Origin of the sequence: Niallia endozanthoxylica (genome assembly GCF_008710145.1) — a bacterium.
Lineage (GTDB): Bacteria > Bacillota > Bacilli > Bacillales > Cytobacillaceae > Bacillus_BD > Bacillus_BD endozanthoxylica.
Genome location: NZ_VYKL01000026.1, coordinates 220,535 through 244,962, shown reverse-complemented (window position 1 = coordinate 244,962; position 24,428 = coordinate 220,535). Strand labels below are relative to the sequence as shown.

The window sequence follows — 24,428 nt, the reverse complement described above, 5'->3', positions numbered from 1 at the left end:
ACTCCCTTCTATTATTAATGTGCCCTCAAAAGATTCAAATCATAATTATAATAATAAGTCTTCCATATGTTCGAACCTTATCAGAGACAAAAACACATGAAAAAATAAAGCCATGTGTTTTTGTCTCTAGAACTATTTTTTTGCAAAATTGAGCAACTCCCACATTTGAGGTGGTTCGATTTCCTTTTTGTCAGTCTTTTTCCAATGACGCTTCATGAACAATAGCACAATGCCAATAATGGCTACAAATATTAAACTGATAAAAAATCCAGGACGGCTTGCTTTATCCCATAACGTTCCACTGACAGCTAATAGAATTAAAAGGAATCCAACCCATTGCTTTACTTTTTCCCAAGTTGACAATTCCAATATCCTTGGATAGGCAAATAATACAAATATCCAGTTATATAGAAGCATAAGCCCTGCCGCAGTGGTTATGTACTCATAGACAGTATCAGGCATGAGCAGTCCTGTTATGATACTTGATATTAACCCGCAAATAGTAAGTAAAAGAGCAAAAGGCGGCACCTTAAGCTTGCCTTTTTTGGAAAAAAGCTTAGGAGCATCTCCATCTTCAGACAAAGTCACCAACATATTTGTGACGGCAAACAAGGATGCAGTCATCGTTGAAAAACCCGCTACAATAATGGCACCATTAAATACATGTGGAAAAAAGGCAAGATTGTAGCGTTCCATAGCCACAACAAACGGACTTTTATCAGCAGCGAACTGATTGTTTGCTGCCAAAATAACAGCAAGCCCTACAGAAAGTAAATAAATCGTCGTTAACATTAAGAGCATAACTGAATTAGCCTTTCTAGCATCTTCTTTATTACGGAGTCTTGGTGTCATCATCCCCATAATTTCAATTCCGCCAAATGCATAAAAACCAAATATTAAAGCTGACCAGAACCCAATAAGTCCGTCTTTGAAAAATTCATGCGGTCGATTAGGAATATAAAGCTTGTCCCCTCCTCCATTTATCAGACCGATGATTCCAGCAACCGCTAAGATGATAAACATTAGAATAGCTGACACTTTTGTAATAGCAAAGATGTTTTCTGCCTTTTCAAAACCACTTGCCCCTAACAGAACAACAACAATACCTAGTACAGCATAGATTGAAGCCAAAATCCAAAGAGGAATATTTGGAAACCAAAAACGGGTAAAAATGGACAAGGCTGTCAATTGACTGCCGACAATTAAAATTTCTGAGCACCAGTATACCCAGCCACTGCCAAAACCGGCCCATCTTCCAAACGCGTTTTTGGCGTAAGTACGAAACGAACCTTTTTGAGGATCATGAGCAGCTAATTTCCCAAGTGCCTCACCTACAATATAAGTTCCAACAGCGGCAATGATAAAAATAATCATCACAGAAGCACCAGTTAACCTAATCGCTAGCCCCGAGGCAAGGAAAAAACCAGTCCCGATAATACAGCCCACACCAACTAACGATAATTGCCACCAAGATAAAACTTTATCATCAGGTCCACAAGCAGCTTTTTTCATCCCAACAAACCTCCTTCACATCTTTAATTATTTTGAGAGGCTTAACCCGTTTCTATGTATAAGTAAAATTGGCAAAAAGGTGTAAGGTAGCTAGTAAGACCTTTGTCCCTTTTAGCTCCTTACACCTTTCGTCATTTCAGAAGTCGTTTTAAGGTTTCCAATGCATTTTTTCGATTTGGATACCTTAATGGTAAATCAAAACGGGTCGTTTGCTTTAAGATACTTTTTTCATGTGTAAATGTATCAAAACTCCCTTTCCCATGGTAGGCACCCACCCCGCTTTCTCCAACACCTCCAAAGGGCAGATAGGGGGAGCTCAAATGAAAGATTGTATCATTGATACATCCTCCCCCGAACGATATCCCATCAAGAACCCTATTTTGAAAAGCTTTGTTTTCTGAAAAAATATAAAGAGCAAGGGGCTTTGGCCTCTCTGTTATTGTATTAATCATATTAGAAGTATCTTCGTAACTTAAAACAGGCAATATGGGGCCAAATATCTCATCCTTCATGACAAAATCATCCCATGTCACATTATCTAAGATTGTTGGCTCTATCATTAAGGAGGAAGATTCATACCTACCTCCATAATGAATTTTATCTTCTGAAAGGAATCCCGTTAGTCTCTCAAAGTGCTTTTTGGAGACAATCCGGGTGAATTCTCCCTTCAAAAGAACATCTTCTGAATATAAAGCTTTTATTGATTGTATAAGATACTGTAAAAATTCTTCCTTCACTTCGGAATGAGCATAAATATAATCGGGAGCTACACATGTTTGACCCGCATTAATAAATTTCCCCCAGGCAATTCTTTTAGCAGCAAGTGGTAAATTAGCATCTTTATGAACAATACAAGGACTTTTACCACCCAATTCAAGCGTGACAGGAGTAAGAGTTTTTGCTGCTGCTTCCATGATTACTTTACCAACAGCAACACTGCCAGTAAAAAAGATATAATCAAATTTCTCCTTTAGTAAGGCTTGACTTGTTTCTACCCCTCCCTGAATAACTGTTATATATTCTTCTGGAAAAGACTGTGAAATAAGGTCACCTATTAACTTCGCTGTTATTGGAGTTAATTCAGAAGGTTTTATTATAGAACAATTTCCAGCCGCTATAGCACCAATTAACGGAGCAAAGGCTAATTGAAAGGGGTAATTCCAAGGAGAGATGATTAGCGTTACACCATATGGTTCCGGATAAATGACACTTTTCGATCCGAACTGAGCCATAGTAGCTTTCACCCGTCTAGGTTCAGACCATTTCTTCAAATGTTTCAAAGTAAAACTAATTTCTCCTAACAGCATTCCAATTTCCGACATATACGATTCGAAGGGATTTTTATTTAAATCTTCTTTAAGGGCATCCATTAGACTTTTTTCATTTAACTTAATTATTTCTCTTAATAGTCGAAGCGCCTGCATTCGATAAGCAAGACTTTTTGTTTTCCCTTCTAAAAAAAATTCCCTCTGCTTTTTTACTATTTCATTGTAATTTTCCATTTTCATCACTCTTTGTATGTAATTGTTATCTTCTATTGTTAAAAATTTTATTTACATGCAAACACTACTAGTCCACTTCATCGTAATATTCGACTTAATTTTATTAATTTTTACAAAAAATATACATATTATTACTTCACATCTTACATTTTTCATGTAAGATAATATCACAAAGCCACAGAATTTATCCTGATATTATATTAAACTACTATATAGATAAACAAAGGAGGAACTTATTATGACGATTAATGACAAAGTTCTGTTTGATGGTGATATTTATATCATATTATATGATTATAGAAACGGACGATATGAAATAAGAAGTGAGAAATCACCAAGAAAAGTGGTATTGGTAAAAGAAAATGAAATCCAAGTTGTCTAAGAGAAAAGGACGAAAAAAATCATTTATTACGAAAAAAGGGATAACCTAAAAAAGGAAATGAATTACCTTTGGTTATCCTTTTTCTTTATATAAATTTAGACTGTTATTTCGATTATACCGAATCATTCTATTAACAACAAAGAAGTTCCCGGAAATCTGGGAACTTCTTTGTTGTTTGTTACATAGAAATATCTTTACCTGAAAAAATAGAATTGCTTGTTTTAATGTGAGCAAGCACATTAATAACAAATAACACTACTCCAAGCACAAGCAGTAATGATCCAATAATGGTACCAACTACAAGCGCTTGATTACCTGTGACTAATTGAACGAATAACACTCCTTGCATCAATGGTAAACCGATATTGTGCAGCCAAAAATGTGTCTTTGCCAATTTCGTTTCGCCTGCTTTTGGGAAGATGCAATAAATAAGTCCAAAAAGTGCCATTGAAACCCAACCTAATAAATTTAAATGTGCATGGACTGAGGTAAATGAAAAGTTATGAATGATTCCCATTACAAGTCCAAGTACTACAGCTATCAAAAAGTATACAGCTGCGATTTTTAAGAAACGTACTCCCATTATTTCTCTCCCTTTCTTCAATTTTCTATTTTAAACACTTACAATGATAAACTAATTTATTCATAGTGTTAATAGTTTTAACTGTTTTTTGCAAATAAATTTACAAATTCCCCACACTTTTTACCTATTTTTTCTTTTTTCCTAACAACGAATTGGACAAATCCAATCATTTTGAATAGTATTTCCCAATTATATAGGAGGATTTTGTCATATTTATGTTGAAATATAATGAAGAGAAATAAACTAGAACAATCTTTTCGGAAAGGTGGAATTGAAAATGGATCGTATTAGTTGTCTTGCTTTTCTATTATATCAAGCCGAAAATGAAGAGATTCAAAAAGCAGCCCTGCAATTAGTTAACGGGGAAATTTCCATCAAAGAACTGAAAAACATTCCACAATACCTTCCTTATATAAGGGAAGCTGAAAAGGAATTAAAGAAAAATACATTAAATACTAATGATGTATGTGAATTCGTTGAAAGTTATTTATATATTTATGAATAAGAATAAAGTCATAAAAAAACACACTTTTCCTTTAAAGGAGCAGTGTGTTTTTACTTTTATTATGTAAATAAACTTTTAAATACACCATAGCCTTCTTCATCAAGTTGATCTTTCGGGACAAAGCGAAGGGCCGCAGAGTTAATGCAATAACGCGCTCCATATGGTTCAGGTCCATCGTCAAACACATGCCCTAAATGCGAATCAGAGGTTTTTGCTCGAACCTCAATCCTGCGTAAACCGTGAGAGGTGTCAAACCTTTCCTCTAATTCATTTCTTCGTAATGGTTTGGTAAAGCTCGGCCAGCCGCATCCAGCATCATATTTATCCAAAGAACTAAATAATGGTTCTCCCGAAATGATATCAACATAAATCCCTTCTGCATGATGATTCCAGTATTGGTTTTGAAATGGAGGCTCTGTTGCACTTTTTCTTGTTACCTCATATTGTATCGGGGTCAGTTCCTCCCTTAATTGTTCGTCACTTTTTCTTGTTTTCCAGTTTTCACGGATAAACTTTGCCCGTCCGGAGCCTTCTTTATATAAATTATAATGAAACGGTATCTTTTTATAATAATATTGGTGCTTTTCTTCCGCTTTATAAAAAGCGGCAGCTAGAAGTATTTCAGTTACAATGGGCTTTTTAAACTTACCACTTTTACTTAACTCTTCTTTAGAGGCTTCTGCGAGCTTATGTTGTTCTTCATTATGACAAAAGATGGCCGTGCGATAGGAAGTTCCACGATCATTAAATTGTCCTCCCGCATCAGTCGGATCAATTTGCTGCCAAAATAAATCCAATAATTTTTGATACGGAAAAATGGTGGGGTCAAACGTAATTTGAACAGCTTCGAAATGGCCTGTTGTTTCTGTGCATACTTCATCATAGGTTGGGTTTTCAGTATGCCCTCCGGTATAGCCTGATACCACCTCTATTATTCCAGGTTGTTGGTCAAAGGGTTCTACCATACACCAAAAACACCCGCCCGCAAAAGTAGCTAATTCATTATGTGTCATTTATTTTTACTCCTTTCACAAAATAAAATGAACTTCATTCTTTTTTCTATCCTATCAAAAAGTACCATTGAAAATTACATCTCTCGCAGTGGAATATTTATCAACACATTACACACGCTAACTTCAGCGGAGGTGAATAAGGTGAAAAAACAGAATAGCAATAAGTTGAGTCAACATTCTCCCCAAGATTCTATCATGAATCATGTCAATCAAACATTCGAAGAGATGGTAAAAGATGTTCGGAATTTAATAAATGAAAACTCACAAAAAAATAATCTACAGTAATTAGAAATGAACGCCAATTCTGGCGTTTATTTCTTTTCCTAACTTTCCTTCTTCTATGATTGAATTTCTCATTTTTAGCGAATAGTAACATTAGTGTTGTAAGTTAAACACTAAACTTCAATGTGGAGGGATATACTTTGAATATTCTCTTTCGCTTATTTCCAACACTTTTTTTCTTCATCCTTAAATTGGCGTTTCTATTAAGTAATTCACTTTCAAGGTTAAAAAGCTTACTAAGAATGCCAGCGTTGACGTGAAAGACTGAGTATATAAAGTATTACCTATATCTCATTGATGTAAAAAGGGAGAGCAGACCATGGTTCAAGCTCTCCCTAATACTTTCTTTTTAACCTTCTACAGTTTCTTTTCTAATTCCATCCATGATAAACCGAACTATGGTATCAAAGTCTTTATCCTTAATTTCATCGGAAGCTACAGGAAATAACACAAATTCAGATACAAAATAACCAAATATTACTGTCAACATCATTTTTAAAACCTTCTCACTTGGGAGATCCATAAGTTCTCCTCGGCTTTTATAATAATCAATCACCTTATTCAGCCGTTTTAAGATATTTTCAGTAAAAAATGGTAGGAGCTCGTTTTTCAGATTCTCATTATATAAAAGCTCTTTCACAATTACTTTAAAAAGCTCTTTATTGTCTGAAAGAAAATGCCATCGATTGATTATCAGAGCCCGCAGAAAGCTTTCAAAACTTTCATCCTCTAAAAAAACCTCTTTAAAAACATTCTCAGCCATTGATGGTAGAGACTCTTTAATGAAAGGAAGAATAACGGCAAGCAATAGATTATCCTTTGTTCCATAATGCCGAAAAATAGTCCCTTCCGACACGCCGGCCACCTTCGCTATCTCACTTGTTGATGTATTAGCATAACCGTTTGAGGCAAACATCTTCACCGCTGCTTCTACTATCTTTTGCTGTTTATCTGTCTGTTTTTTGGACAATTTTGTTTGAGCAATCATTTCATCTAAAAGGCTTTTCTTGGGCAAAATGATTCCACCCCCTTTACGTTATAACTTACGATATCGTTTTAAAGCGAAAATATTTAGTATAATGAAGATTAAGGCAAATACAACTAAAGCCAATAAATCTCCCATAATATCTCCAATACCAAGCCCCTTATACATAACTGCCTTTAATGCGTCTGCTGCATAGTATAAAGGCATGATCTTTCCAATCCATTGCAGCCAATCTACCATCCCTTCAAGCGGCAAAATACCGGAAAAGAATATCTGTGGAATGATGGCAATGGGTATAAACTGAACCATTTGAAATTCAGTTGCTGCAAATGTTGAAAGAAGAATACCTAATGATAAAGCAACTAAGGCTAACAGTAAATTAATTAAAATTACATTCCAAATAGAGCCCATCAGTACAATGTCTAATACGTTGATTGAATAGAAAACGACAATAACGGTTTGAATAACCGCAAACATACCAAAACCAATTAAATAAGCAGAAACAATTTCTCCCCTGCGAATCGGAGTTGACATTAACCGTTCCAAAGTCCCTGTCGTACGTTCCTTTAATAACCCAATTCCTGAAATTAGAAAAACAAAAAAGAAAACAAAGAAGCCAATTAAAACAGGACTTAAGACATCAAAAAAAACAGTATCATTGCTGCCATACACATAATTCGTTTCAATATTTACCTTCGGCAGAGTAATCTTAGCAGTACTTTGATTCATAAGTGAGGATTGTGCATAGGCTGAAAGATTTTGACTCACTTTCACTTGCAGGGATTTTGCTATACTTGGATCACCATTTAACAGAGTTAAAGTAAATTGTTGATTCTCTTTTTGCAATAAACCATCAAGTTCCTCTTCTACAATCAGATCTGTAACATCGCTCACTTCTACATATTCTTTCGTTATAATATCTGCATTCTTGAGCTCCTTAATAAGACCCTGTTCTACATTCACAACACCTAGTTTTGGTTCTACAGTACCTCCATTAAACAGTAAATACATTAACGTTAAAATAAGCAATGGAGCAACAAATAATAATGCAAGAGTGCGTTTATCACGGAACATCTCAAGGCAAATTCTTTTTACTAAGGCTATTGTTCTCATAATTTTATCCTTCCAGCATGAAGGAATACTTCATCAAAGCTGTTAGCGTGAAATTGTGTCTTCAATTCTTCCGGTGTTCCGCTTGTTAAGATTTTCCCATCTCTAACCATAGCAATCATATCACACCGCTCAGCTTCATCCATTACATGCGTTGTGACAATTATCGTTTTTCCTTCCTTATTTTTTAAACGTAATAATTCAGCCCAAATTCCTATTTTTAGTTCAGGATCTATCCCAACGGTTGGTTCATCCAATATGAGGATTTTAGGGTTTTGAATAAGAGCAATGGCGAGCGATAAGCGACGCTTCATCCCTCCTGAATAGTCGGATACTCTTTTATTGAGTTCCTCTTTCAAATTAACTAAATCTGCCGCATACGAAATTCGAGTCTTCATTTCTTCTTTCGTGAGTTTATAAAGTGAGGCAAAAAATGTCAGATTTTCCTTCCCTGTCAGTGATGAATATAAAGCATCCGATTGCGCCATATAGCCAATATCCTTAAGAACTTGAATATTTGGCATCTTCTTATTTAGTACATGAATCGAACCTGAATTAGGTAAGTCCATACCTACAATCATTTTAACCAGTGTTGTTTTTCCAGCTCCTGACGGACCAATCAACCCATATAACTGCCCCTCATCAATTGTTAAATTAATTTCGTTTAAAATCTGTTTCTTTCCATAACTCTTGGTTAAATGATTCACTTCAATACTGACACTCATCTCATAAACCTCCTTGCAAAATGAGTAACTACTCACTTTATTTTCATGTTAATTAAGCCTTTCTGTCAATAAAAAAAGTGATTACTCACTTTTTATTGTTGTTCGAAGTAACAGAAAAAACTTTAAATTAAACTCCCAATAGTAATTTTACAATCGACGTTAAGACTTTTAAGTTTATTTAACAACAAGAAATGATCAGCATATGATATCAAAAAGGAGTTTTTGCAAAGTGAGCGCTTCAGCTCTTATTCTTTCTATTATTGTTTCACTTGTCATCGGCTATGTTGCCGAGAAACTTGTTCCTTTTGATATGCCAGGCGGTGTAATTGGCTCTATTATTGCTGGGTTCGTTGGTGCTTGGATTGGGCATGGTTTATTTGGAGCTTGGGGTCCTGCAATTGGAGGATTTTACTTCATTCCAGCCCTTATTGGTGCCGTTATTGTTGTTGTCATTTTTGGATTAATCAGTGAAATTTTCTAATATAATAATAATGTTGGCCCAATCTAGGATAGATAGAAAAAGGAGACCCTATGTCTCCTTTTTCACTTTAAGATTATAATTATACTATTCTTCTTTAGTCCAATCCTCTTGATGAATAATATCACCATTATCTGACAAAGCCTTTATGCTATCTTTCGCTCCAATTGCAAAGTAATAACGTTTTTTGTCCTTTTCAATCATCATCGCTTCTTTGTATTGATCTGTTTCTCCTGTTGCAAGTGTCTCGATTTTCTTAATCGCTGGATTATGTATTTCACCATAAATGATAGTAAGATCAGTTATAACATTACCCTCTTTATCATAATCACGAAAATCTTCCTTATAAATGGTAAATTGGTCATTTTCATTATGATTCCAACCATTAGGTCCCACATTATCCCAACCATCTTCTGAATCTCCTTTTAAGAAGGCGACACCTAAGACAGGTTTTCTTTGATCGTTAAACTCTTCTATTTCCGCTATCGTATCATATAAAACAATCGAAATATCTTTCATCTTCTCAGTATGTATGATTTGATTTACCTTATACGGAATGGCCTCGTTCATAGTTGGATAACTACAGGCTGTAATACCTAGAAGAATGATGCTCATAAATAGTAATTGAATCCCCTTTTTCATGATCCTAGCCCCCTATTAATACTACCATTTAAATTATATCAAATTTTCAAACAATATCAGGGAGAAAAGATTAAATTAAGTCTAATTTACCTTCTTATAGTGGGATAATCACGTGAAAATAAATATTTTAACAGAATAAACTAGTTCTTTTGACAGGGATATTTGTATTTTCCCATAAAAATAAGCTTGGATTGATATCACAAGCTTAAACGGCATTACATTTAATGGAGATATTTATTTTATTGCCTTCATTATCTTGTGCGTTTTCGTTCATTAGATTTTTTAATTTTCATTATTTTAGTTGGAGGTTGTTTTCTCAGCCATTTAATGAAAGATGAAAGCTTTGCATCATTTCTTAATTCTTGTAAAGTTGTCAGCCGCACTGCAATTTCGTCATTACTATACAGGGCATGAATTTGTTTATGACATGGTATACATAGATCAGCCGTTTCACCAAAGGTACCTCCTTTTTCTTTTGGAAGTAAATGATGGACCGTTGTTTCCACACCATTACGTCCGCACAACTCACAAAATGCCATTTTTTCTCACCCCTTCGCGCCTCTTGAAAATTAAAAAATCAAAACCAACCCTTTCGTTTAAACCATAGATACAACAATACACCTACCATTCCCATCGTTCCCAAGGCTAGAAAATACCCATGTCTCCAAGTTAACTCTGGCATATACTGAAAGTTCATTCCGTAAATTCCAGCGATAAAGGTTAGTGGAGCAAAGATTGATGTAATTATCGTCAGGATTCTCATCACATTATTTGTCTGGTGTGAATTCAATGATAGGTAACTATCACGGATATCAGCTGTTAATTCTCTACTAGACATGACCATATCCGAAAGTTTTAACAGATGATCATAAATATCGGAAAAGTATTCCCATCTATCCCTTATTCCCTGTAAATGATGCGAATTTAACATTCGGTAAAGCAAATCCCGCATGGGGTTTATAGAATGTCTTAAATTTAATAACATATGCCTCGTATCAAATAATTCATTCATTAAATGATCCATTGTTTTATTCTGCGTATTGTTCTCGATTTTGTCTAATTCATCTTCTAATTTGTACATCAACGGAAAATAGTTATCGACAATTTTATCTAAAATATCATAAAACACATAATATGGATCCCACTTCTCGATATTCTTATGAGATAATAAGCGATCCCATACTTGGTTTACCTCTAGAACAGACTCTCGATGAAAAGTAACAACATACTGATTGCTAATAAAAAAATTCAACTCCTCTTTAATAATTTCTTTCTTCTCCTCATTTACGATGTGGGTAACAAAGAACGTATAGTCATCATAATAATCTAATTTCGGACGCTGCGGTCTATGTATGCAATCTTCAACGGCAAGTGGATGAAAGCAGAATGTTTCCGTTAAATGACGAATATCTTCTTCGCTTGGCTCATTAAAATCAACCCAATACCACTTATATTTAGAAAAATCTACATTGTTTATAGAAAGATTTGTTTCTAATTCATACTCAAATGTTACTCCAACGATTCGTATCATTTAGTGCACATCCTCATTTGAGATACAGGAATATTCAATTGTGTTCCTTTCTAACAATATATATTTCAACGATTTAGCCTTACCAATACAGGGTGATTCTATCCTGGTATTTGAAATTACAAAATCATAACGTTAATCTATAGAAAGGAAAACTTCAACCGAACATAACTGAGAAAAAGGAGATTGGAATTATGAATTATGTAACCTTAAATAATGGTTTAAAAATGCCCCAGTTGGGCTTTGGTGTATGGCAGGTTCCCGATGATCAAGCAGCCATCGCAGTATCAAAAGCTCTTGAGGTTGGTTATCAATCAATTGATACAGCGATGATTTATGAAAATGAAAAAGGAGTCGGAAAAGCCATACTTGAATCCAAGGTTCCACGCGATGAGCTTTTTATTACAACGAAGGTTTGGAATAGTGACCAAGGATACGACAATACGATTCGTGCTTATGAACAAAGCTTGGAAAAATTAGGATTAGATTATGTTGATCTATACCTTATTCATTGGCCGACACCCCAATATGACCAGTACGTTGATACATACAAAGCGTTAGAAAAACTTTACCAGGATGGACGTGTAAAAGCGATTGGTGTATGTAATTTTAACAAGGATCATCTAGAGCGGATAATCAATGAATGTGAAGTAATCCCTGTCTTAAATCAAATTGAATGCCACCCATATCTATCACAAACCGAAATGAAGGAATTTTGTCAATCACATAATATTTATGTGGAGGCTTGGAGCCCACTCGATCAAGGCGGAGAGGCTTTAGAGGACCCAATTATTAAAAGACTTGCAGAAACACATGGAAAAACAGCAGCCCAAATTATTCTGAGATGGCATCTACAGAATCATACGATTGTCATTCCTAAATCTGTTACTCCAACTCGTATTGAGGAAAACTTTCAAGTGTTTGATTTTGAATTATCATCAAATGAGATGGAAGAAATTCATCAACTGAATCGAAATCGTCGAAAAGGTCCAGAACCAAATGATATGAATATAAGATAAAATAACCCCTAATAGAAAAGAAGCGCTACACATTAAGCGCTTCTTTTCTATATAACAATCATGCATGGTTTTCACGTTAGACATTTATCATAACAATAAAAAGGGTTTTCTTTCCCATGATAAGCCATTTCCCCTGCTTTTATATATCCTAGCTTTTCAAACAAAGCCTGAGCTTTTGTATTTAATGAATACGTATCAATCTTCATATACGGAACATCGTTTTGTAATGCAACGTATTCAGCATGTGCGATAAGGCTCGATGCTAGTCCTTTTTTTCTTGCAATCGCTCCAATCACTAGACGATGAAAAGTATAAGCAGCACTTTCCTTTCTCCATGGAATTTCTTTGTATTCATTCGGCAAATTTGTATCGACACTTATGGAACCAAGAACTTCTCCATTCTCTTCCCATACATACAATATTCCCTTTTGTATATCCTTTTGAAAAATATTTTCAGTCGGATAATTTTCATCCCATTGATCATTTTTCTCTTCTCTCATAATATAAATCGTTTCTGCAACCATTTTCATGATTACGGGCAAATCTTCATTTCTTCCTTGTCTAATCATGCACAATACTTTCCTTTCTTCTTCTAAAGAGGTCAGATGACTTTCTTTTTCACTTTTGTCTTTGCTCTCTCTTTCGCAGGCAGCTGAGCAATAATGACTGCCATAAACATAATGACACAGCCAAGGATTTCTCTAAGTGTCATACTTTCCCCTAGCAGAATCATCCCTGAAATGACGGCAAACACTGATTCCATGCTTAAAATAATAGCAGCTACCGTTGGATTCGTCTCCCTTTGCCCAAGAATTTGAAATGTATAAGCAATCCCTACAACGACTATCCCGGTATAGAGAATTGGCCCAGCACTGGCCAAAATTGAAGCTAATTCAATTGTTTCGGCAAATAAAGCCACAACAAGAGACAATATGGCTGCTACAAAAAACTGGATAAAAGACATTTTTAACCCGTCAACCTTTGATGCAAAATGGTCTACGACGAGTATGTGAATGGCCCAAAATACGGTTCCGCAAAGAACAATAACATCTCCTTTTGAAATGACAAATCCTTCAGTCATACATAATAAATATAGACCCACTACAGCTAAAGCCACACCAATCCATACACTCTTGCTCACTTTTTTATGTAGAAATAGTCCAAAAAGCGGTACTAATACAATATATAATGCTGTAATAAATCCGGCTTTCCCTGCTGTCGTATAAACTAAACCGGACTGTTGAAAGGAGATACCAAAAAACAAAGCAATACCACAAGCTAAACCTCCAATCAGTAAGTCCTTTTTTGTTCCATTCTGTTTCATTACATTTTGTTTCTTACTATTTAACCTGCCCATGATAAGTATAATTGGTATTAATGACAGTGTCCCGATTAGGAATCTAGTAGCTGTAAAAGTGAAAGGACCTATATAATCCATCCCGACACGCTGGGCTACAAAAGACGTTCCCCAAATGAGTCCTGTTATGGCAAGAAAAAACTCACCACGCATTCTATTGCTATTCATATGAACTCTCCATTTCTATAGTTTCTATCTGCATATAACATTATATCAATAGAGAGTTTTCTTTTGTTCTTAAATTTAGCTTAACAAATGGATAAATGCTTATTCATAGCGATAAACTTTTTATTTCTTAAACGGTTTATTTTATAAGGAAATTTTACCAGTCATTTGCACTTGTTTTTCATCCATCCTATTAAATGGAGGTGGAAAAAATGACAAACCGTAATCCTGTTGAGTTTTCAGGGAAAGTGTTGGATCAAAGAAAAACACTTACTGGACCAGACGATGCCAGCAAAGCGTCTTATCCAGTAAGACCACAACATGTTCCAATAAAAGAAACACACATGAAACATTTAACAAGTCACTAAAATAAGGCTGCCTAATTGGCAGCCTATTTTAAACCATTTCATGCATAATAAAATGAAACTTCCATCAGTGGGGTTCTTTCTTCATCCCCTTTTGCATGAATATCCTATACACTATTTTTTAATACTCGATGGTAATTTATTGAATTTACCTGGTACAATAGGTTATTAAAACATTTAGATACTCTTTTTTGGCTTTTTATTATAAAATAGACGTAAACTTAATTAGATTGAGTGGTAAACATGAAATTCAAAGGCAGTATAATAGCGTTCCTTCTTGTGTTACTAACGAATGGAATATATATATTATTATTTTTCAAAATATGAAAGTATTGAGTTAATCGAATTCTTAGGGCTGCCTGTCATGCTGTTGATTGCTTGGTGGGCTGGTAAACAATATGATAAAGCAAAATTTTTCCAACAGCAGGAAAGTATACAAAAGATTAAGCTAGAAAAAAACATACAATTGTTCCAATCCATATTCGAGAAAGCCCCCATTGGAATTGCCATTATAGACAATAATGGCCGGCCTATCATCGCTAACTCTAAGCTGCAAGAAATGCTTGGATACAGCGAAGAAGAATTGGGCAAAATGACATTAAATGAATTCAGTGAATCTGATGATGCAAAAAAGAATATGGAGTTATTATCAGATTTGTTAGCAGGTAAAATAGAGTCGTACCAATTAAATAAACGATATATTCGTAAGGATGGTCAAATAGTCTGGGGAGAAGTTACCTCTACGCTATTTCCAATCGAGGACCCTTCATTTTATGTCATTGGTATGGTAACCGATATTACTAAAAGAATGCAAGCTGAACAAGAGTTGAGGAAAGCTTATCAAGAAATGAAACATTTCTCCAATCGTGATGGTTTAACAAATATTGCCAATCGTCGCTATTTTGATCAATATTTAAACTCCGAATGGGAGCGGGCTAAGGAATCCTCCAAACCTTTGTCACTCATAATAGTAGATATCGATTTCTATAAAAAATATAATGACACCTATGGGCATTTAGCCGGAGATAACTGTTTAAAACAAATAGCAAAGGTATTAGAAGGTACTATTGAGAATTCAATTGGATTAGCAGCACGTTTTGGCGGTGAGGAATTTGCCATTGTTCTTCCAGAAACAACTCAACAAAAAGCGGAAGTAATCGCAAATAAAGTACATTCAGCCATTTTAGCGCTGCAGATTCCTCACAAGAGTTCACCCATTAGTCCAATTGTGACTGTAAGTATTGGTATATCTACGATGATTCCAACCATATTTTCTAAACCAGATGAATTATTTCTTAAAACAGACAAAGCATTATACGCTGCTAAGCAAAAAGGAAGAAATCGTACTGTGATTGACGCAAATAAGACCGAGGAACTGTGTTAACTAACATCAGATCCTCGGTCTCTTTTTTATCGATACGTTTACCAGTCCATTATTCTTGTAATATAGGAGCAACCCGATCTATCCGATTTGTCCAAATACCTCCAGAATAATGAGATGGAAGCCGTTCAAGATCAGTCTCGCTATCAAAGCCTTCGGACCAACCGCCATCACCTGCTACAAGGATCACTCTTGTATTGACCTCTTCCATACGGCTTAAAAATTTATTTGGCCACCCCCATAGAATCTTAGCATATTTCTCTGGAATATGAACTTGTGTTTCTTTACAGGAGTCAGGAACATACCCTGTCCAACCAATTAATTCATATGGTATTAAACAGCTCTTTAACGTATCCATTGACATCACTCGGACATGAGGTAGTTTTTCCGCCAACGAAGCAATCGGCTCATTCCCTCCATAAACTGACAGCAGCTGTAATCGTTCTTTAGGTAACTCTGATAAATAGTCAGCTAGCAGTCTCCCTTCTTCTTGGTCGTTACTTTTAATATGAAGCAAGAATGCTTCTTCTGGAAACCGTTCCAATACTTCAGTTAAAGTTGGCATCAACCCAATACCTTTTCCTCTAAAAGGAAAGGATTTACCGTTATCGGCACTATACCCATAACCAATATCTAACTGTTTGAGTTCACCCATTGTATGCTCACGAGTAACGCCTTCTCCATTTGTCCGGCATTCTAATGTCCAATCATGAAAAACAGCCCATTCACCATCTATTGTTGGATGAATATCTAATTCAACCACATCAGCTCCCGCTTTGAAAGCCGCTTCCATAGAAGGTATGGTGTTTTCTAAATAAGGATGCGCCGGTTCAAATATCCTTTCTGCCGTACAAGTATCCCATTCAATTCCTTCCATTGGAAACGTCTGTGCTAATCCACGATGTGCTAATAATAAAGGTTCTTCCTTATTCGGCTTCGCTAACAAAGAACTATTATTTAAAAATATAAAAGCAGCTAAAATGAGGATCAAAATCAATAAACGTTTCCTAACTTTTTTTAGCTTTTGCATGTTCGACTCCCACCTTTATCTTTTTTCAACAATAACAGCAAGTATTTTGTTATTTTAAATTTTAGTTGCTGTTCGTGTAAAAAAAAATATATATTATCTTTTTATTGGGCGGAAATTACGCGTCCTTATTGTGTATTTAGCATATAGTGTTATTAGAGTTTTTTTATACTTTTTCCCCTATTCTTTACTGTCTTCCTCTTCCATCTATACAATATTTGCCAGAAAAAATCCGATTCCAGCCGCTAATACTCCCGAAAATACCGATGCTATTACATAAAACCAAGCCACTTTCCCCTTCTTTGCTCCTACAATAGTTATGGTCTCATATGCAAAAGTTGAAAATGTAGTATAGGCACCGCAGAACCCAATCCCAAATAAAAACCAAATCCAAACACTCATTCTATCTGTCAAATAGAGATTGGCTAATACTCCTAATAAAAAAGAACCTGTACTATTAATCATCCACGTTCCATACGGAAAATAGGCTTCTTTCTTTATTCGGCTGTTAATAAAGATTCCTAATAAAAAACGTACGGTGCTCCCAAGTAATCCGCCTATTCCAATTAACCAAATCATTTAATCCTCAGCCCCGATCGTACGAAAATTAGCTATTTTATGACCAACAAAGGCCAATAGGATACCGAAAACAGTGGAGGCTAAAATATATAAAAGTGCTTGCCAAATAAAACCCCTTTGAAATAATTGCAGAGTCTCGACTGAAAACGTTGAAAATGTAGTAAATGACCCAATAAAGCCAGTTCCTATTAAAAGAGACCATTCATGCTTCACTTTCTTAGAGCGGCTTGCAAAAGTAAGAAACCAGCCAAGAATAAAACAGCCAATTAGATTAATAAATAAGGTTCCAAATGGAAAGCCATTTCCGGAATGGATCCACTCCCCTAAGCTATATCTTGATATACTCCCAAAAAATCCGCCAATCATAACGAATAAAATATTCATGCTACCCTTCTTTCTGGCATAAAAACCTATAAAATGAACAACTCTATACAGGGAAGCGAATAAACAAGATGATTGTGTAATCAGCACATAATGTAAGGATGACAATTTACTGTTACATCATCAATAGTTCTCTTATATCTTCTTCAGTTAATAGTGATTCTCCGTGCTCATGAGGATTAATCACTTTTTCCATCAAATCCTTCTTTTTTTCTTGCAGTTCATTCATTTTTTCTTCAATTGATCCACGGGCAACCAGTTTGATTACCTGTACCGTCTGCTCCTGTCCAATACGGTGTGCACGATCAGCTGCCTGTGCCTCTACTGCCGGATTCCACCATAAATCATACAAAATGACGGTATCTGCACCCGTTAAATTTAGACCAGTCCCCCCAGCCTTTAATGAAATGAGGAACACATCGCACTCTCCCTCATTAAATCGATGACATAATTCCACGCGTTCATCTGAAGGAGTCTGTCCGTCAAGATAGAAAAAAGGAACTCCCTCTTCAGCTAATTCCCGGCCAATCATCCCAAGCATTTTCGTAAACTGCGAAAATATCAATACTCTTCTCTCTGCTTGCTTCGCTTCCTCGAGAAGCTGCTGCAGCCTTTGAAATTTTGCTGATTTACCTTTATATCCGTCTACAAACAAGGCAGGGTGGCAGCATATTTGCCGCAGGCGTGTTAAGCCGGCAAGAATTTTAATACGATTTTTCCGGATGGTTTCCTTATCTAAATGCTTTAGGGTATCATGCTTCAATTTTGCCAAATAGGCAGCATAAAGCTTTTTCTGCTCCGGCAGCAATTCCACTGATTCAATCGACTCTATTTTTTCAGGAAGCTCTGCTAGAACGTCCTCTTTCAGCCTGCGGAGTAAAAACGGACGAATTCTTCGGGCAATCTTTTCTCTTGTCAGATTGCTGTATTCCTTCAAGCTCTGGAATAGTTCCGGGAAAACAACATGGAAAATCGACCAGAGCTCTTCAAGTGAATTTTCCACCGGTGTTCCGGTTAACGCGAAACGATTGACAGCTTGGATTTTCTTGACTGCCTTGGCTGTTTGTGTAGCGGGATTTTTAAAAGCCTGCGCTTCATCGAAAAACACGGTATGGAACCATTGCTTTTCGTACCATTTACTATCTTTACGCAACAATGGATAGGAAGTAATCATTACATCCTTCTTTAGCGCCTCCTTCATGATTCTTGTTCTTTCTTTTACTGAACCATCGATAATAACCGTTTGTACGTTCGATGCAAATTTCTGCAACTCACTAAGCCAATTATAAGTTAAAGAAGATGGACAAACGATTAGAACAGGTGTCTTCTTATGACGAATAACAGATAGCTCGGAAAGAATAAAGGCGATGCTTTGCAATGTTTTTCCAAGTCCCATACTATCTGCTAAAATTCCGCCAAATCCGTAATTCGAGAGCATCTTCATCCAATTGTAACCATGCTTTTGATATTCACGCATAATAGGATCTAGCTGTTGGGGGACTTTGAAGTTTAAATGCTCAGGATGTTCTATATCCTTTAAAAACTTGCGAAAGGATTCTTCTATTGTAAATACCTCTTGATTATCAACTGATTCTATCAATCGAAGACCTTGAATAGGGCTGACCTGGACCCCATCCTCAAAATTATTCAGTTCTTCGGGTAGAGCATAAAGGAATTTTCTCAAAACCTCAAACTCACTTGTCTCTAAAGAAAGCAATGAACCATCTTTTAGCCGATAATATTTCCGCTTTTCCTCTAATGCTGCAAGAACTTCCTTTATTTGACTTTGCGGAATACTATCCAAATCAAATGTAAATTCTAGCCAGTTCATACGATCCTTATAGGCTTTAACTCGGATTTTAGGACGAGGATGTCCTTTAAACATTCGATTTCTAACGGCTGTTGTGGCATAGATTTGCACTAATTTTTGCAGTTTGGGGAGAACTTTGTAAAGAAACTCATATTCCAGTTCCTCATTATATAGTAGGTACCCGCTGTCATTTCTTGCAAAGGAGCTTCCCTCCATCATCTGCAGGATACTATCTTCCTTCTCTTTATCTCTCATCACAAAGGTTTTAATGGGGCGATTTTCTAATGGATTAATGACAATTTGATCATAATGAAACTCTAGTCCTGCTAAAAGACGGTTATTAACACGATCTAAATATAGCTTTGCTTTTAACGGTGTCTTCTTCCATTCTTCCGTCATGCTATAAGGAAGATTGACCTTTCCAAGTCTTTTCAAACCAGGAATAACTTTTTCTAGAAACAATGAAATTTGCTCATTCGGAACTGGAATTTGATTTGTACCAGTGGCATCAAGCATGTTTTTTAATTCAACAAGCCGGATAAAATCCTCCTGCTGCAAACGGATTAGCTTTTCTCCTGAAGAAACTAAATGATAGGAGGTTAACATAATTAAATGATGCAAACCATTTATCTTTAATTGGTAGCCTTTGTTTCTGTCTTCAACAACATGAAATTGGATTGATAGAGGTCCTTGCGAAACATCCAGCTTATTTAACGTATTATTCTCATTTAAAAACTTTACACTTGGTGCTCTCGCCAAAATAGGGAGAAGGGTTTCCCATGAAGCTGGGGGAAGCATTAACAAATCTGTGTCATCTTCACTCTTGTCCCGTTTTTGCGTATTCAAATAGGCTTCCTCATCATCAAGAATGTGAAATAACTGTCGGAATACAGCATCATCCTCCATAAAAAAGCATTGAAGACTTGGATCATACAAGACAAAATGAGAGAGCATATATTTATTGCCTGCTCTGATATTCTTAAGAAACTCTCGAATCTTTTGGACTTTTGTCTGTCCTACTATGACTTGAATAGCGACCATCCACTGATTTTTTTCATTGGGAACAAGTTTACAGATAAATGTGGCTTCAACTAATTCTCTATCCTCAAAATGACGTTTTTTCCCAATCGATGGGGATGGTTTTTGGTTAAAAAGCGTCAAAAGTTCTTCTGTTAGTTCCTTATTAACGATGCTTGTTTGATTCTTATCTTTCGTATGAGGTGTCGTTCCTTCCCTCTGATGGTTAGATAGGGCTATTAACACGGCAGCAACATGCTGACAGTCTTTTTGAAAGGAAGCAAGCTTTGGGCAGGTGCAGGAAGCTTTAATACTACCGGAACTTTCCTGCTCAAGCTTGACATAAAAATCCTCCGTACCGCTTACAACTGCCCGACAAGACTTAGGACTGTATTCTGTAAAAGCTACTTTTTTATTGCGATAGTAAACATCTCCTCTTTTGAAGGAGGCAGTACCGCACATTTCCTTAATGAATTTTTCATTGAACTGGATATTCAAATTACACCATCTCCTCCCCGAGGAATTTTAAGTGAGATTTCAAATAGATATTATATCATTCTACAATAAGATTATTGAAATGAAATCGTGCCAATTAAATTTCTGATTGCAGAAAACAAAAAAACGTCATTAAGACAAAAGCTTAATAGACGTTTTTTACTTCTAGATCTTTTTCACAAATTCAGATTTTAGTTTCATAGCACCGAAGCCATCAATTTTGCAATCAATATCATGATCGCCATCTACTAAACGGATATTTTTCACCTTAGTCCCCTGCTTCAATGTTAAGGAAGATCCTTTTACTTTAAGGTCCTTAATCACGGTTACAGTATCACCATCATTTAGAACATTTCCATTTGCATCTTTTATGACCTTCTCTTCTTCACTGCTTCCTTCTTCTAATGTCCATTCATGGGCACACTCCGGACAAACAATCAAGCTTCCATCTTCGTATGTATATTCTGAATGACATTCAGGACAGTTAGGTAATTTTGACATGATGATTCCCTCCACTAATTTTGAATATTTGATTAAACAAAACAACATCAACCTGTCTATTATACCTTGCCCTGATAGAAATTTCCCCATTATTTTTGCCATTCTTTCAGAATAAACAAATGTATCAAATTCCTATATTAACCGGAAAGATGAGCCATCAATGATTTCAACATCACTTCTTTTTTTCACATCTTCCATTAAGGCAAATAATGCCTGATCCTTCATTTTTGCCTCAATCATACAATCAATTTGCGGCACAGTACCTCTTATTTCATTTAAAAAACGAAAGAACATCTCAACATCAATATAATCAGAATGGTGACGAAATTCCTGTTCACTTTTTGGACTGGAAATATGCATCTTGATTGGTAAGGGAGAATCTTTCCAAGTTGCAACAATCCTCTCCCAATTTTTTTGCCAGTTTTCATTTTGATGATGTGCAAGATGATGGTGGTAGTCAAATACAAGTGGAATCCCTATTTTTTCACATAAATAGAGAGTATCGTCTACTGTAAAGGAGGTGTCGTCATTTTCTAGCATAATCATCTTTTGAATGGAACTAGGAACCACCATCCAATTTTCCACAAAACGCTCGAGTGATTTATCTGTTTCCTTATAGTTTCCGCCAACGTGCAGTACACATCGATGAACAGGATCAATTCCCATTCCCTTCAGCAGCAGATAATGAAGCCTTAATGTTTTAATTGAGTTTTTCAGTACTTCCTTCTTGTCTGAATTAATGACAACAAAATGATCCGGATGAAAGTCCATTCTTATTCTGTTTTTCGCAGCAAACTCACCCACTTCACGCAGATTATCTTTTAATGGCTTCATATAATCCCAGTCAAGAAGCTCTTCATGGTTTGCTAATGGAATCAAGCGTGAAGTTAAGCGATAAAAATGAATCTCACTAAAAGCATTATGCCGAAGAAGTCTCAGCGTATTTTCTAAATTGGATATGGCAATTCGTTCTAATTTACGAATCGCCGCTTCTCTGTCTCTTATTTTTTGGAATTGGGCATACGTCATCGTTTGAGATGGAGATGCATTTTGCAGCTCCATACTCATAGCTACATAACCAAGTCGTACAACTGTCATCATAAACCACCTCATGATTAGTATGGTAATAATCATGTTTGGATAGACTTCCTCCAGTAAAAAAGCATCTTTTTAAACAAGCCAAGCGGATTATCAACAGACACACAAAAAAGCGATACTTAGTCAGTACCGCTGGACCCTTGTTATTATGAAATATAGAACAATCTAAATAATTTTATTTGATTACCTGTCTTTATCCATATACTGCTTAATTTTCTTTTCCTCCCAGTCACTGCCCATCTTTCCAAAAACAAATGTTGATAAACCGTGGATTAATAGGCCAATTCCCCAGCCAACAAGCGGATAAATAAACCACCAATTCCCTGAATCAGAGAGAAGATTAATTACAAGAAGCATACTATTAACCAAAATATACACAATTAGATGAATATAAAATGCTTTTAGACTTTGTACCTTTTTTTTCGCCCTTAAATATTTTTCGCTATTTTCCAATTTAGAGCCTCCTGCTATCAGTTTCTTATTGTCATTCTATACGTTCATTCTCGAGAAAAGGTTTCAAATTTACAGAATACACTAAAATGTCACCGCGTAATCAAATACTTTTTCTGCAGTTACCCATAATCCTCCAACACTTCAATTAATAAACTATATATAAATATGTTAGTGATTAGGCAAACCTTTTATATAATTGTTTACTTAAATCTTAATATGCTGTAAACTTTCTATTAACAAGTTTATCGTTCGCTAAATGTTTTATATCTGAATATTGACTGGATGTGTTAGTACAAATGGAAATAAGTGAATTCTTTTGGGAAACAACATTAGAAGAACTGAAACAAGGATATGTCGAAAAAAACAATGCTTATGTCTGCCTATTATGTGGAATGAAAATAGAAAAAGGTATTATTTACCCCTATGAAAATATGTTTTATGAAGCAGAAAGATTTGTTCGTATTCACATAGAAAGAACCCACCAATCGGTATTCGAGTACTTGATTGAAATGGACAAAAAGTTGACTGGTTTGACCAATCACCAAAAAAGCCTGCTTCAGCTTTTTTATCAAGGTAAAAGCGACACAGAGGTCAAAGAAGAGCTTGGAATTGGCAGTGCAACAACCATCCGCCATCACCGGTTTTCCCTGAAGGAAAAAGAGAGGCAAGCTAAAACATTTTTAGCCATAATGGAACTGCTAAAGGAAAAAGATCAGTATGCCCCTGCCTTTGTGCCTGTCCATAAAACGGCCACAATGGTAGATAATCGTTATAATGTAACCAAGGAAGAACAAGAGAAGATACTGAGCAAGTACTTCATTTCAAGAAATCTTATTAAATTTCCTCCTAAGGAAAAGCAAAGAATGATTGTGCTTCGTGAAATCGCCAAGCAATTAGAACAAGACCATATTTATGATGAAAAGGAATTAAATGAATCACTCAAGGGTATTTATGAGGATTATGTCTTAATTAGAAGGTATTTAATTGAGTATGGATTGCTAGATCGTAAAAAAGATGGAAGCCAATATTGGTTAATTAAATAAAAAACGAAAGCAGGTAAAAGTATGGACCGAAAGAAAGCATTAAAGCAAATGTTTAAAGAAACCCCTGTCGAAGCAGTTGTTTATCAAATAAAGAATCTAGTAAATAATAAAATGTTTATCGGCAGCACAAGAAACGTTAAAACCTTAAATGGAGTAAAGTTCCAACTTGAAACAGGTACTCATTCTAACAAAAAACTCCAAGAAGAATGGAAGCATTATGGTCAAGATACTTTCACGGTTGAAGTACTAGAAACGTTAAAAAAGAACGACGACCCTTATTATAATGAGAAAGAAGCATTAGCTGATCTTGAAATAAAGTGGCTAAATCAATTACAACCATACGAAGAACGAGGTTACAACAAACAAAAACCTTGAGCCATAGCTCTATAAATCGTATCATCTATAAGTAATCCTCCTGCACAGACTTTCATAAGATGTCCGCAGGAGGAAACCATTTATACTTCCACAAACATGTTTTTCTATACTACAA

The 24,428-nt window shown here is 35.6% G+C and carries 27 protein-coding genes; 8 read left to right on the top strand and 19 right to left on the bottom strand.

Features of this window, described 5'->3' with window-relative positions; genetic code table 11:
• Positions 1-132 precede the first annotated feature (132 nt).
• Together F4V44_RS17615 and F4V44_RS17610 are read right to left on the bottom strand one after the other, a co-directional pair.
• Entirely contained in the window at positions 133-1,512 is a 1,380-nt protein-coding gene (locus F4V44_RS17615; RefSeq protein WP_150441319.1) for an amino acid permease, read from the bottom strand.
• A gap of 131 nt (positions 1,513-1,643) precedes the next feature.
• Complete coding sequence (locus tag F4V44_RS17610; protein WP_150441318.1) at positions 1,644-3,014, bottom strand: aldehyde dehydrogenase; 1,371 nt, start codon at positions 3,012-3,014, stop codon at positions 1,644-1,646.
• 238 nt (positions 3,015-3,252) lie between these two features.
• On the opposite strand from F4V44_RS17610, the gene F4V44_RS27460 reads away from it, so the two are divergent.
• Positions 3,253-3,396 (top strand): hypothetical protein, encoded by a 144-nt coding sequence (locus tag F4V44_RS27460; RefSeq protein ID WP_191090739.1) that lies wholly within the window; start codon positions 3,253-3,255, stop codon positions 3,394-3,396.
• A gap of 178 nt (positions 3,397-3,574) precedes the next feature.
• Here F4V44_RS27460 and F4V44_RS17605 read toward each other — a convergent pair whose 3' ends face one another.
• On the bottom strand, positions 3,575-3,979 hold the full coding sequence (locus tag F4V44_RS17605; RefSeq protein ID WP_150441317.1) for a cbb3-type cytochrome c oxidase subunit I: 405 nt from the start codon (positions 3,977-3,979) through the stop codon (positions 3,575-3,577).
• Between the two features lie 277 nt (positions 3,980-4,256).
• Between F4V44_RS17605 and F4V44_RS17600 the strand changes: the two genes are divergently transcribed.
• Positions 4,257-4,484: a hypothetical protein gene (locus F4V44_RS17600; RefSeq protein WP_150441316.1), complete on the top strand. Its 228-nt coding sequence runs from the start codon at positions 4,257-4,259 to the stop codon at positions 4,482-4,484.
• A 59-nt stretch (positions 4,485-4,543) separates the two neighbouring features.
• On the opposite strand, the gene msrA is transcribed toward F4V44_RS17600, so the two are convergent.
• The 4 genes from msrA to F4V44_RS17580 form a co-directional block, all read right to left on the bottom strand.
• Positions 4,544-5,497, bottom strand: a complete 954-nt coding sequence (gene msrA / locus F4V44_RS17595; RefSeq protein WP_150441315.1) for a peptide-methionine (S)-S-oxide reductase MsrA — start codon at positions 5,495-5,497, stop codon at positions 4,544-4,546.
• Positions 5,498-6,128: 631 nt separating this feature from the next.
• A complete protein-coding gene (locus F4V44_RS17590) occupies positions 6,129-6,794 on the bottom strand; it encodes a TetR/AcrR family transcriptional regulator (protein ID WP_150441314.1) in 666 nt (221 codons plus the stop codon).
• Positions 6,795-6,815: 21 nt separating this feature from the next.
• Positions 6,816-7,877 (bottom strand): ABC transporter permease, encoded by a 1,062-nt coding sequence (locus F4V44_RS17585; RefSeq protein ID WP_150441313.1) that lies wholly within the window; start codon positions 7,875-7,877, stop codon positions 6,816-6,818.
• On the bottom strand, positions 7,874-8,599 hold the full coding sequence (locus tag F4V44_RS17580) for an ABC transporter ATP-binding protein (RefSeq protein WP_150441312.1): 726 nt from the start codon (positions 8,597-8,599) through the stop codon (positions 7,874-7,876). Before F4V44_RS17580 ends, F4V44_RS17585 begins: the two co-directional genes overlap by 4 nt.
• Positions 8,600-8,801: 202 nt before the next feature.
• Between F4V44_RS17580 and F4V44_RS17575 the strand changes: the two genes are divergently transcribed.
• On the top strand, positions 8,802-9,080 hold the full coding sequence (locus F4V44_RS17575) for a GlsB/YeaQ/YmgE family stress response membrane protein (protein WP_150441311.1): 279 nt from the start codon (positions 8,802-8,804) through the stop codon (positions 9,078-9,080).
• Positions 9,081-9,164: 84 nt separating this feature from the next.
• Here F4V44_RS17575 and F4V44_RS17570 read toward each other — a convergent pair whose 3' ends face one another.
• From F4V44_RS17570 to corA, 3 genes are all read right to left on the bottom strand, one after another.
• Entirely contained in the window at positions 9,165-9,719 is a 555-nt protein-coding gene (locus F4V44_RS17570) for a hypothetical protein (RefSeq protein WP_150441310.1), read from the bottom strand.
• A gap of 251 nt (positions 9,720-9,970) precedes the next feature.
• Positions 9,971-10,258 (bottom strand): HNH endonuclease, encoded by a 288-nt coding sequence (locus F4V44_RS17565; protein ID WP_150441309.1) that lies wholly within the window; start codon positions 10,256-10,258, stop codon positions 9,971-9,973.
• Positions 10,259-10,296: 38 nt separating this feature from the next.
• Entirely contained in the window at positions 10,297-11,250 is a 954-nt protein-coding gene (gene corA, locus F4V44_RS17560) for a magnesium/cobalt transporter CorA (protein WP_150441308.1), read from the bottom strand.
• Positions 11,251-11,441: 191 nt separating this feature from the next.
• Between corA and F4V44_RS17555 the strand changes: the two genes are divergently transcribed.
• Positions 11,442-12,266 (top strand): aldo/keto reductase, encoded by an 825-nt coding sequence (locus tag F4V44_RS17555; RefSeq protein ID WP_150441307.1) that lies wholly within the window; start codon positions 11,442-11,444, stop codon positions 12,264-12,266.
• Positions 12,267-12,337: 71 nt separating this feature from the next.
• Here F4V44_RS17555 and F4V44_RS17550 read toward each other — a convergent pair whose 3' ends face one another.
• Both F4V44_RS17550 and F4V44_RS17545 read right to left on the bottom strand, forming a co-directional pair.
• Complete coding sequence (locus F4V44_RS17550; protein ID WP_150441306.1) at positions 12,338-12,835, bottom strand: GNAT family N-acetyltransferase; 498 nt, start codon at positions 12,833-12,835, stop codon at positions 12,338-12,340.
• 32 nt (positions 12,836-12,867) lie between these two features.
• Positions 12,868-13,791: a DMT family transporter gene (locus F4V44_RS17545; RefSeq protein ID WP_150441305.1), complete on the bottom strand. Its 924-nt coding sequence runs from the start codon at positions 13,789-13,791 to the stop codon at positions 12,868-12,870.
• A gap of 209 nt (positions 13,792-14,000) precedes the next feature.
• Between F4V44_RS17545 and F4V44_RS27455 the strand changes: the two genes are divergently transcribed.
• On the top strand, positions 14,001-14,156 hold the full coding sequence (locus F4V44_RS27455; RefSeq protein WP_191090738.1) for a hypothetical protein: 156 nt from the start codon (positions 14,001-14,003) through the stop codon (positions 14,154-14,156).
• Positions 14,157-14,445: 289 nt separating this feature from the next.
• On the top strand, positions 14,446-15,537 hold the full coding sequence (locus F4V44_RS17540; protein ID WP_150441304.1) for a GGDEF domain-containing protein: 1,092 nt from the start codon (positions 14,446-14,448) through the stop codon (positions 15,535-15,537).
• Positions 15,538-15,586: 49 nt separating this feature from the next.
• On the opposite strand, the gene F4V44_RS17535 is transcribed toward F4V44_RS17540, so the two are convergent.
• The 7 genes from F4V44_RS17535 to F4V44_RS17505 all read right to left on the bottom strand — a co-directional run bounded on the left by F4V44_RS17535 (position 15,587) and on the right by F4V44_RS17505 (position 22,895).
• Entirely contained in the window at positions 15,587-16,564 is a 978-nt protein-coding gene (locus F4V44_RS17535; protein ID WP_150441303.1) for a glycerophosphodiester phosphodiesterase family protein, read from the bottom strand.
• Positions 16,565-16,768: 204 nt separating this feature from the next.
• The gene (crcB, locus tag F4V44_RS17530) at positions 16,769-17,140 is read right to left on the bottom strand and encodes a fluoride efflux transporter CrcB (protein ID WP_150441302.1); all 372 of its coding nucleotides are present in this window, start codon (positions 17,138-17,140) and stop codon (positions 16,769-16,771) included.
• Positions 17,141-17,524, bottom strand: coding sequence for a fluoride efflux transporter CrcB (gene crcB, locus F4V44_RS17525; protein WP_150441301.1), 384 nt, complete (start codon positions 17,522-17,524; stop codon positions 17,141-17,143).
• 112 nt (positions 17,525-17,636) lie between these two features.
• Positions 17,637-20,846, bottom strand: a complete 3,210-nt coding sequence (locus F4V44_RS17520) for a DEAD/DEAH box helicase (protein WP_150441300.1) — start codon at positions 20,844-20,846, stop codon at positions 17,637-17,639.
• 162 nt (positions 20,847-21,008) lie between these two features.
• Positions 21,009-21,344, bottom strand: coding sequence for a zinc ribbon domain-containing protein YjdM (locus F4V44_RS17515; RefSeq protein ID WP_150441299.1), 336 nt, complete (start codon positions 21,342-21,344; stop codon positions 21,009-21,011).
• A 132-nt stretch (positions 21,345-21,476) separates the two neighbouring features.
• On the bottom strand, positions 21,477-22,442 hold the full coding sequence (gene uvsE, locus F4V44_RS17510; RefSeq protein ID WP_150441379.1) for a UV DNA damage repair endonuclease UvsE: 966 nt from the start codon (positions 22,440-22,442) through the stop codon (positions 21,477-21,479).
• Positions 22,443-22,625: 183 nt separating this feature from the next.
• Positions 22,626-22,895 (bottom strand): 2TM domain-containing protein, encoded by a 270-nt coding sequence (locus tag F4V44_RS17505; RefSeq protein WP_150441298.1) that lies wholly within the window; start codon positions 22,893-22,895, stop codon positions 22,626-22,628.
• A 296-nt stretch (positions 22,896-23,191) separates the two neighbouring features.
• On the opposite strand from F4V44_RS17505, the gene F4V44_RS17500 reads away from it, so the two are divergent.
• Both F4V44_RS17500 and F4V44_RS17495 read left to right on the top strand, forming a co-directional pair.
• On the top strand, positions 23,192-23,938 hold the full coding sequence (locus F4V44_RS17500) for a DUF2087 domain-containing protein (RefSeq protein WP_150441297.1): 747 nt from the start codon (positions 23,192-23,194) through the stop codon (positions 23,936-23,938).
• 21 nt (positions 23,939-23,959) lie between these two features.
• The gene (locus F4V44_RS17495) at positions 23,960-24,313 is read left to right on the top strand and encodes a GIY-YIG nuclease family protein (protein WP_150441296.1); all 354 of its coding nucleotides are present in this window, start codon (positions 23,960-23,962) and stop codon (positions 24,311-24,313) included.
• The last annotated feature ends 115 nt before the right edge of the window (positions 24,314-24,428 follow it).

Coding starts and splice junctions, on each gene's coding strand:
- msrA (WP_150441315.1), bottom strand. CDS start 5,497: ATGACACATAATGAATTAGCTACTTTTGCGGGCGGGTGTTTTTGGTGT.
- F4V44_RS17495 (WP_150441296.1), top strand. CDS start 23,960: ATGGACCGAAAGAAAGCATTAAAGCAAATGTTTAAAGAAACCCCTGTC.
- F4V44_RS17545 (WP_150441305.1), bottom strand. CDS start 13,791: ATGAATAGCAATAGAATGCGTGGTGAGTTTTTTCTTGCCATAACAGGA.
- F4V44_RS27455 (WP_191090738.1), top strand. CDS start 14,001: ATGACAAACCGTAATCCTGTTGAGTTTTCAGGGAAAGTGTTGGATCAA.
- F4V44_RS17570 (WP_150441310.1), bottom strand. CDS start 9,719: ATGAAAAAGGGGATTCAATTACTATTTATGAGCATCATTCTTCTAGGT.
- F4V44_RS17575 (WP_150441311.1), top strand. CDS start 8,802: ATGATATCAAAAAGGAGTTTTTGCAAAGTGAGCGCTTCAGCTCTTATT.
- F4V44_RS17580 (WP_150441312.1), bottom strand. CDS start 8,599: ATGAGTGTCAGTATTGAAGTGAATCATTTAACCAAGAGTTATGGAAAG.
- F4V44_RS17615 (WP_150441319.1), bottom strand. CDS start 1,512: ATGAAAAAAGCTGCTTGTGGACCTGATGATAAAGTTTTATCTTGGTGG.
- uvsE (WP_150441379.1), bottom strand. CDS start 22,442: ATGACAGTTGTACGACTTGGTTATGTAGCTATGAGTATGGAGCTGCAA.
- F4V44_RS17535 (WP_150441303.1), bottom strand. CDS start 16,564: ATGCAAAAGCTAAAAAAAGTTAGGAAACGTTTATTGATTTTGATCCTC.
- F4V44_RS17555 (WP_150441307.1), top strand. CDS start 11,442: ATGAATTATGTAACCTTAAATAATGGTTTAAAAATGCCCCAGTTGGGC.
- F4V44_RS17605 (WP_150441317.1), bottom strand. CDS start 3,979: ATGGGAGTACGTTTCTTAAAAATCGCAGCTGTATACTTTTTGATAGCT.
- F4V44_RS17585 (WP_150441313.1), bottom strand. CDS start 7,877: ATGAGAACAATAGCCTTAGTAAAAAGAATTTGCCTTGAGATGTTCCGT.
- F4V44_RS17550 (WP_150441306.1), bottom strand. CDS start 12,835: ATGATTAGACAAGGAAGAAATGAAGATTTGCCCGTAATCATGAAAATG.
- crcB (WP_150441301.1), bottom strand. CDS start 17,524: ATGAATATTTTATTCGTTATGATTGGCGGATTTTTTGGGAGTATATCA.
- F4V44_RS17610 (WP_150441318.1), bottom strand. CDS start 3,014: ATGGAAAATTACAATGAAATAGTAAAAAAGCAGAGGGAATTTTTTTTA.
- corA (WP_150441308.1), bottom strand. CDS start 11,250: ATGATACGAATCGTTGGAGTAACATTTGAGTATGAATTAGAAACAAAT.
- F4V44_RS17540 (WP_150441304.1), top strand. CDS start 14,446: ATGGAATATATATATTATTATTTTTCAAAATATGAAAGTATTGAGTTA.
- F4V44_RS17600 (WP_150441316.1), top strand. CDS start 4,257: ATGGATCGTATTAGTTGTCTTGCTTTTCTATTATATCAAGCCGAAAAT.
- F4V44_RS17500 (WP_150441297.1), top strand. CDS start 23,192: ATGGAAATAAGTGAATTCTTTTGGGAAACAACATTAGAAGAACTGAAA.
- crcB (WP_150441302.1), bottom strand. CDS start 17,140: ATGATTTGGTTAATTGGAATAGGCGGATTACTTGGGAGCACCGTACGT.
- F4V44_RS17565 (WP_150441309.1), bottom strand. CDS start 10,258: ATGGCATTTTGTGAGTTGTGCGGACGTAATGGTGTGGAAACAACGGTC.
- F4V44_RS17515 (WP_150441299.1), bottom strand. CDS start 21,344: ATGTCAAAATTACCTAACTGTCCTGAATGTCATTCAGAATATACATAC.
- F4V44_RS27460 (WP_191090739.1), top strand. CDS start 3,253: ATGACGATTAATGACAAAGTTCTGTTTGATGGTGATATTTATATCATA.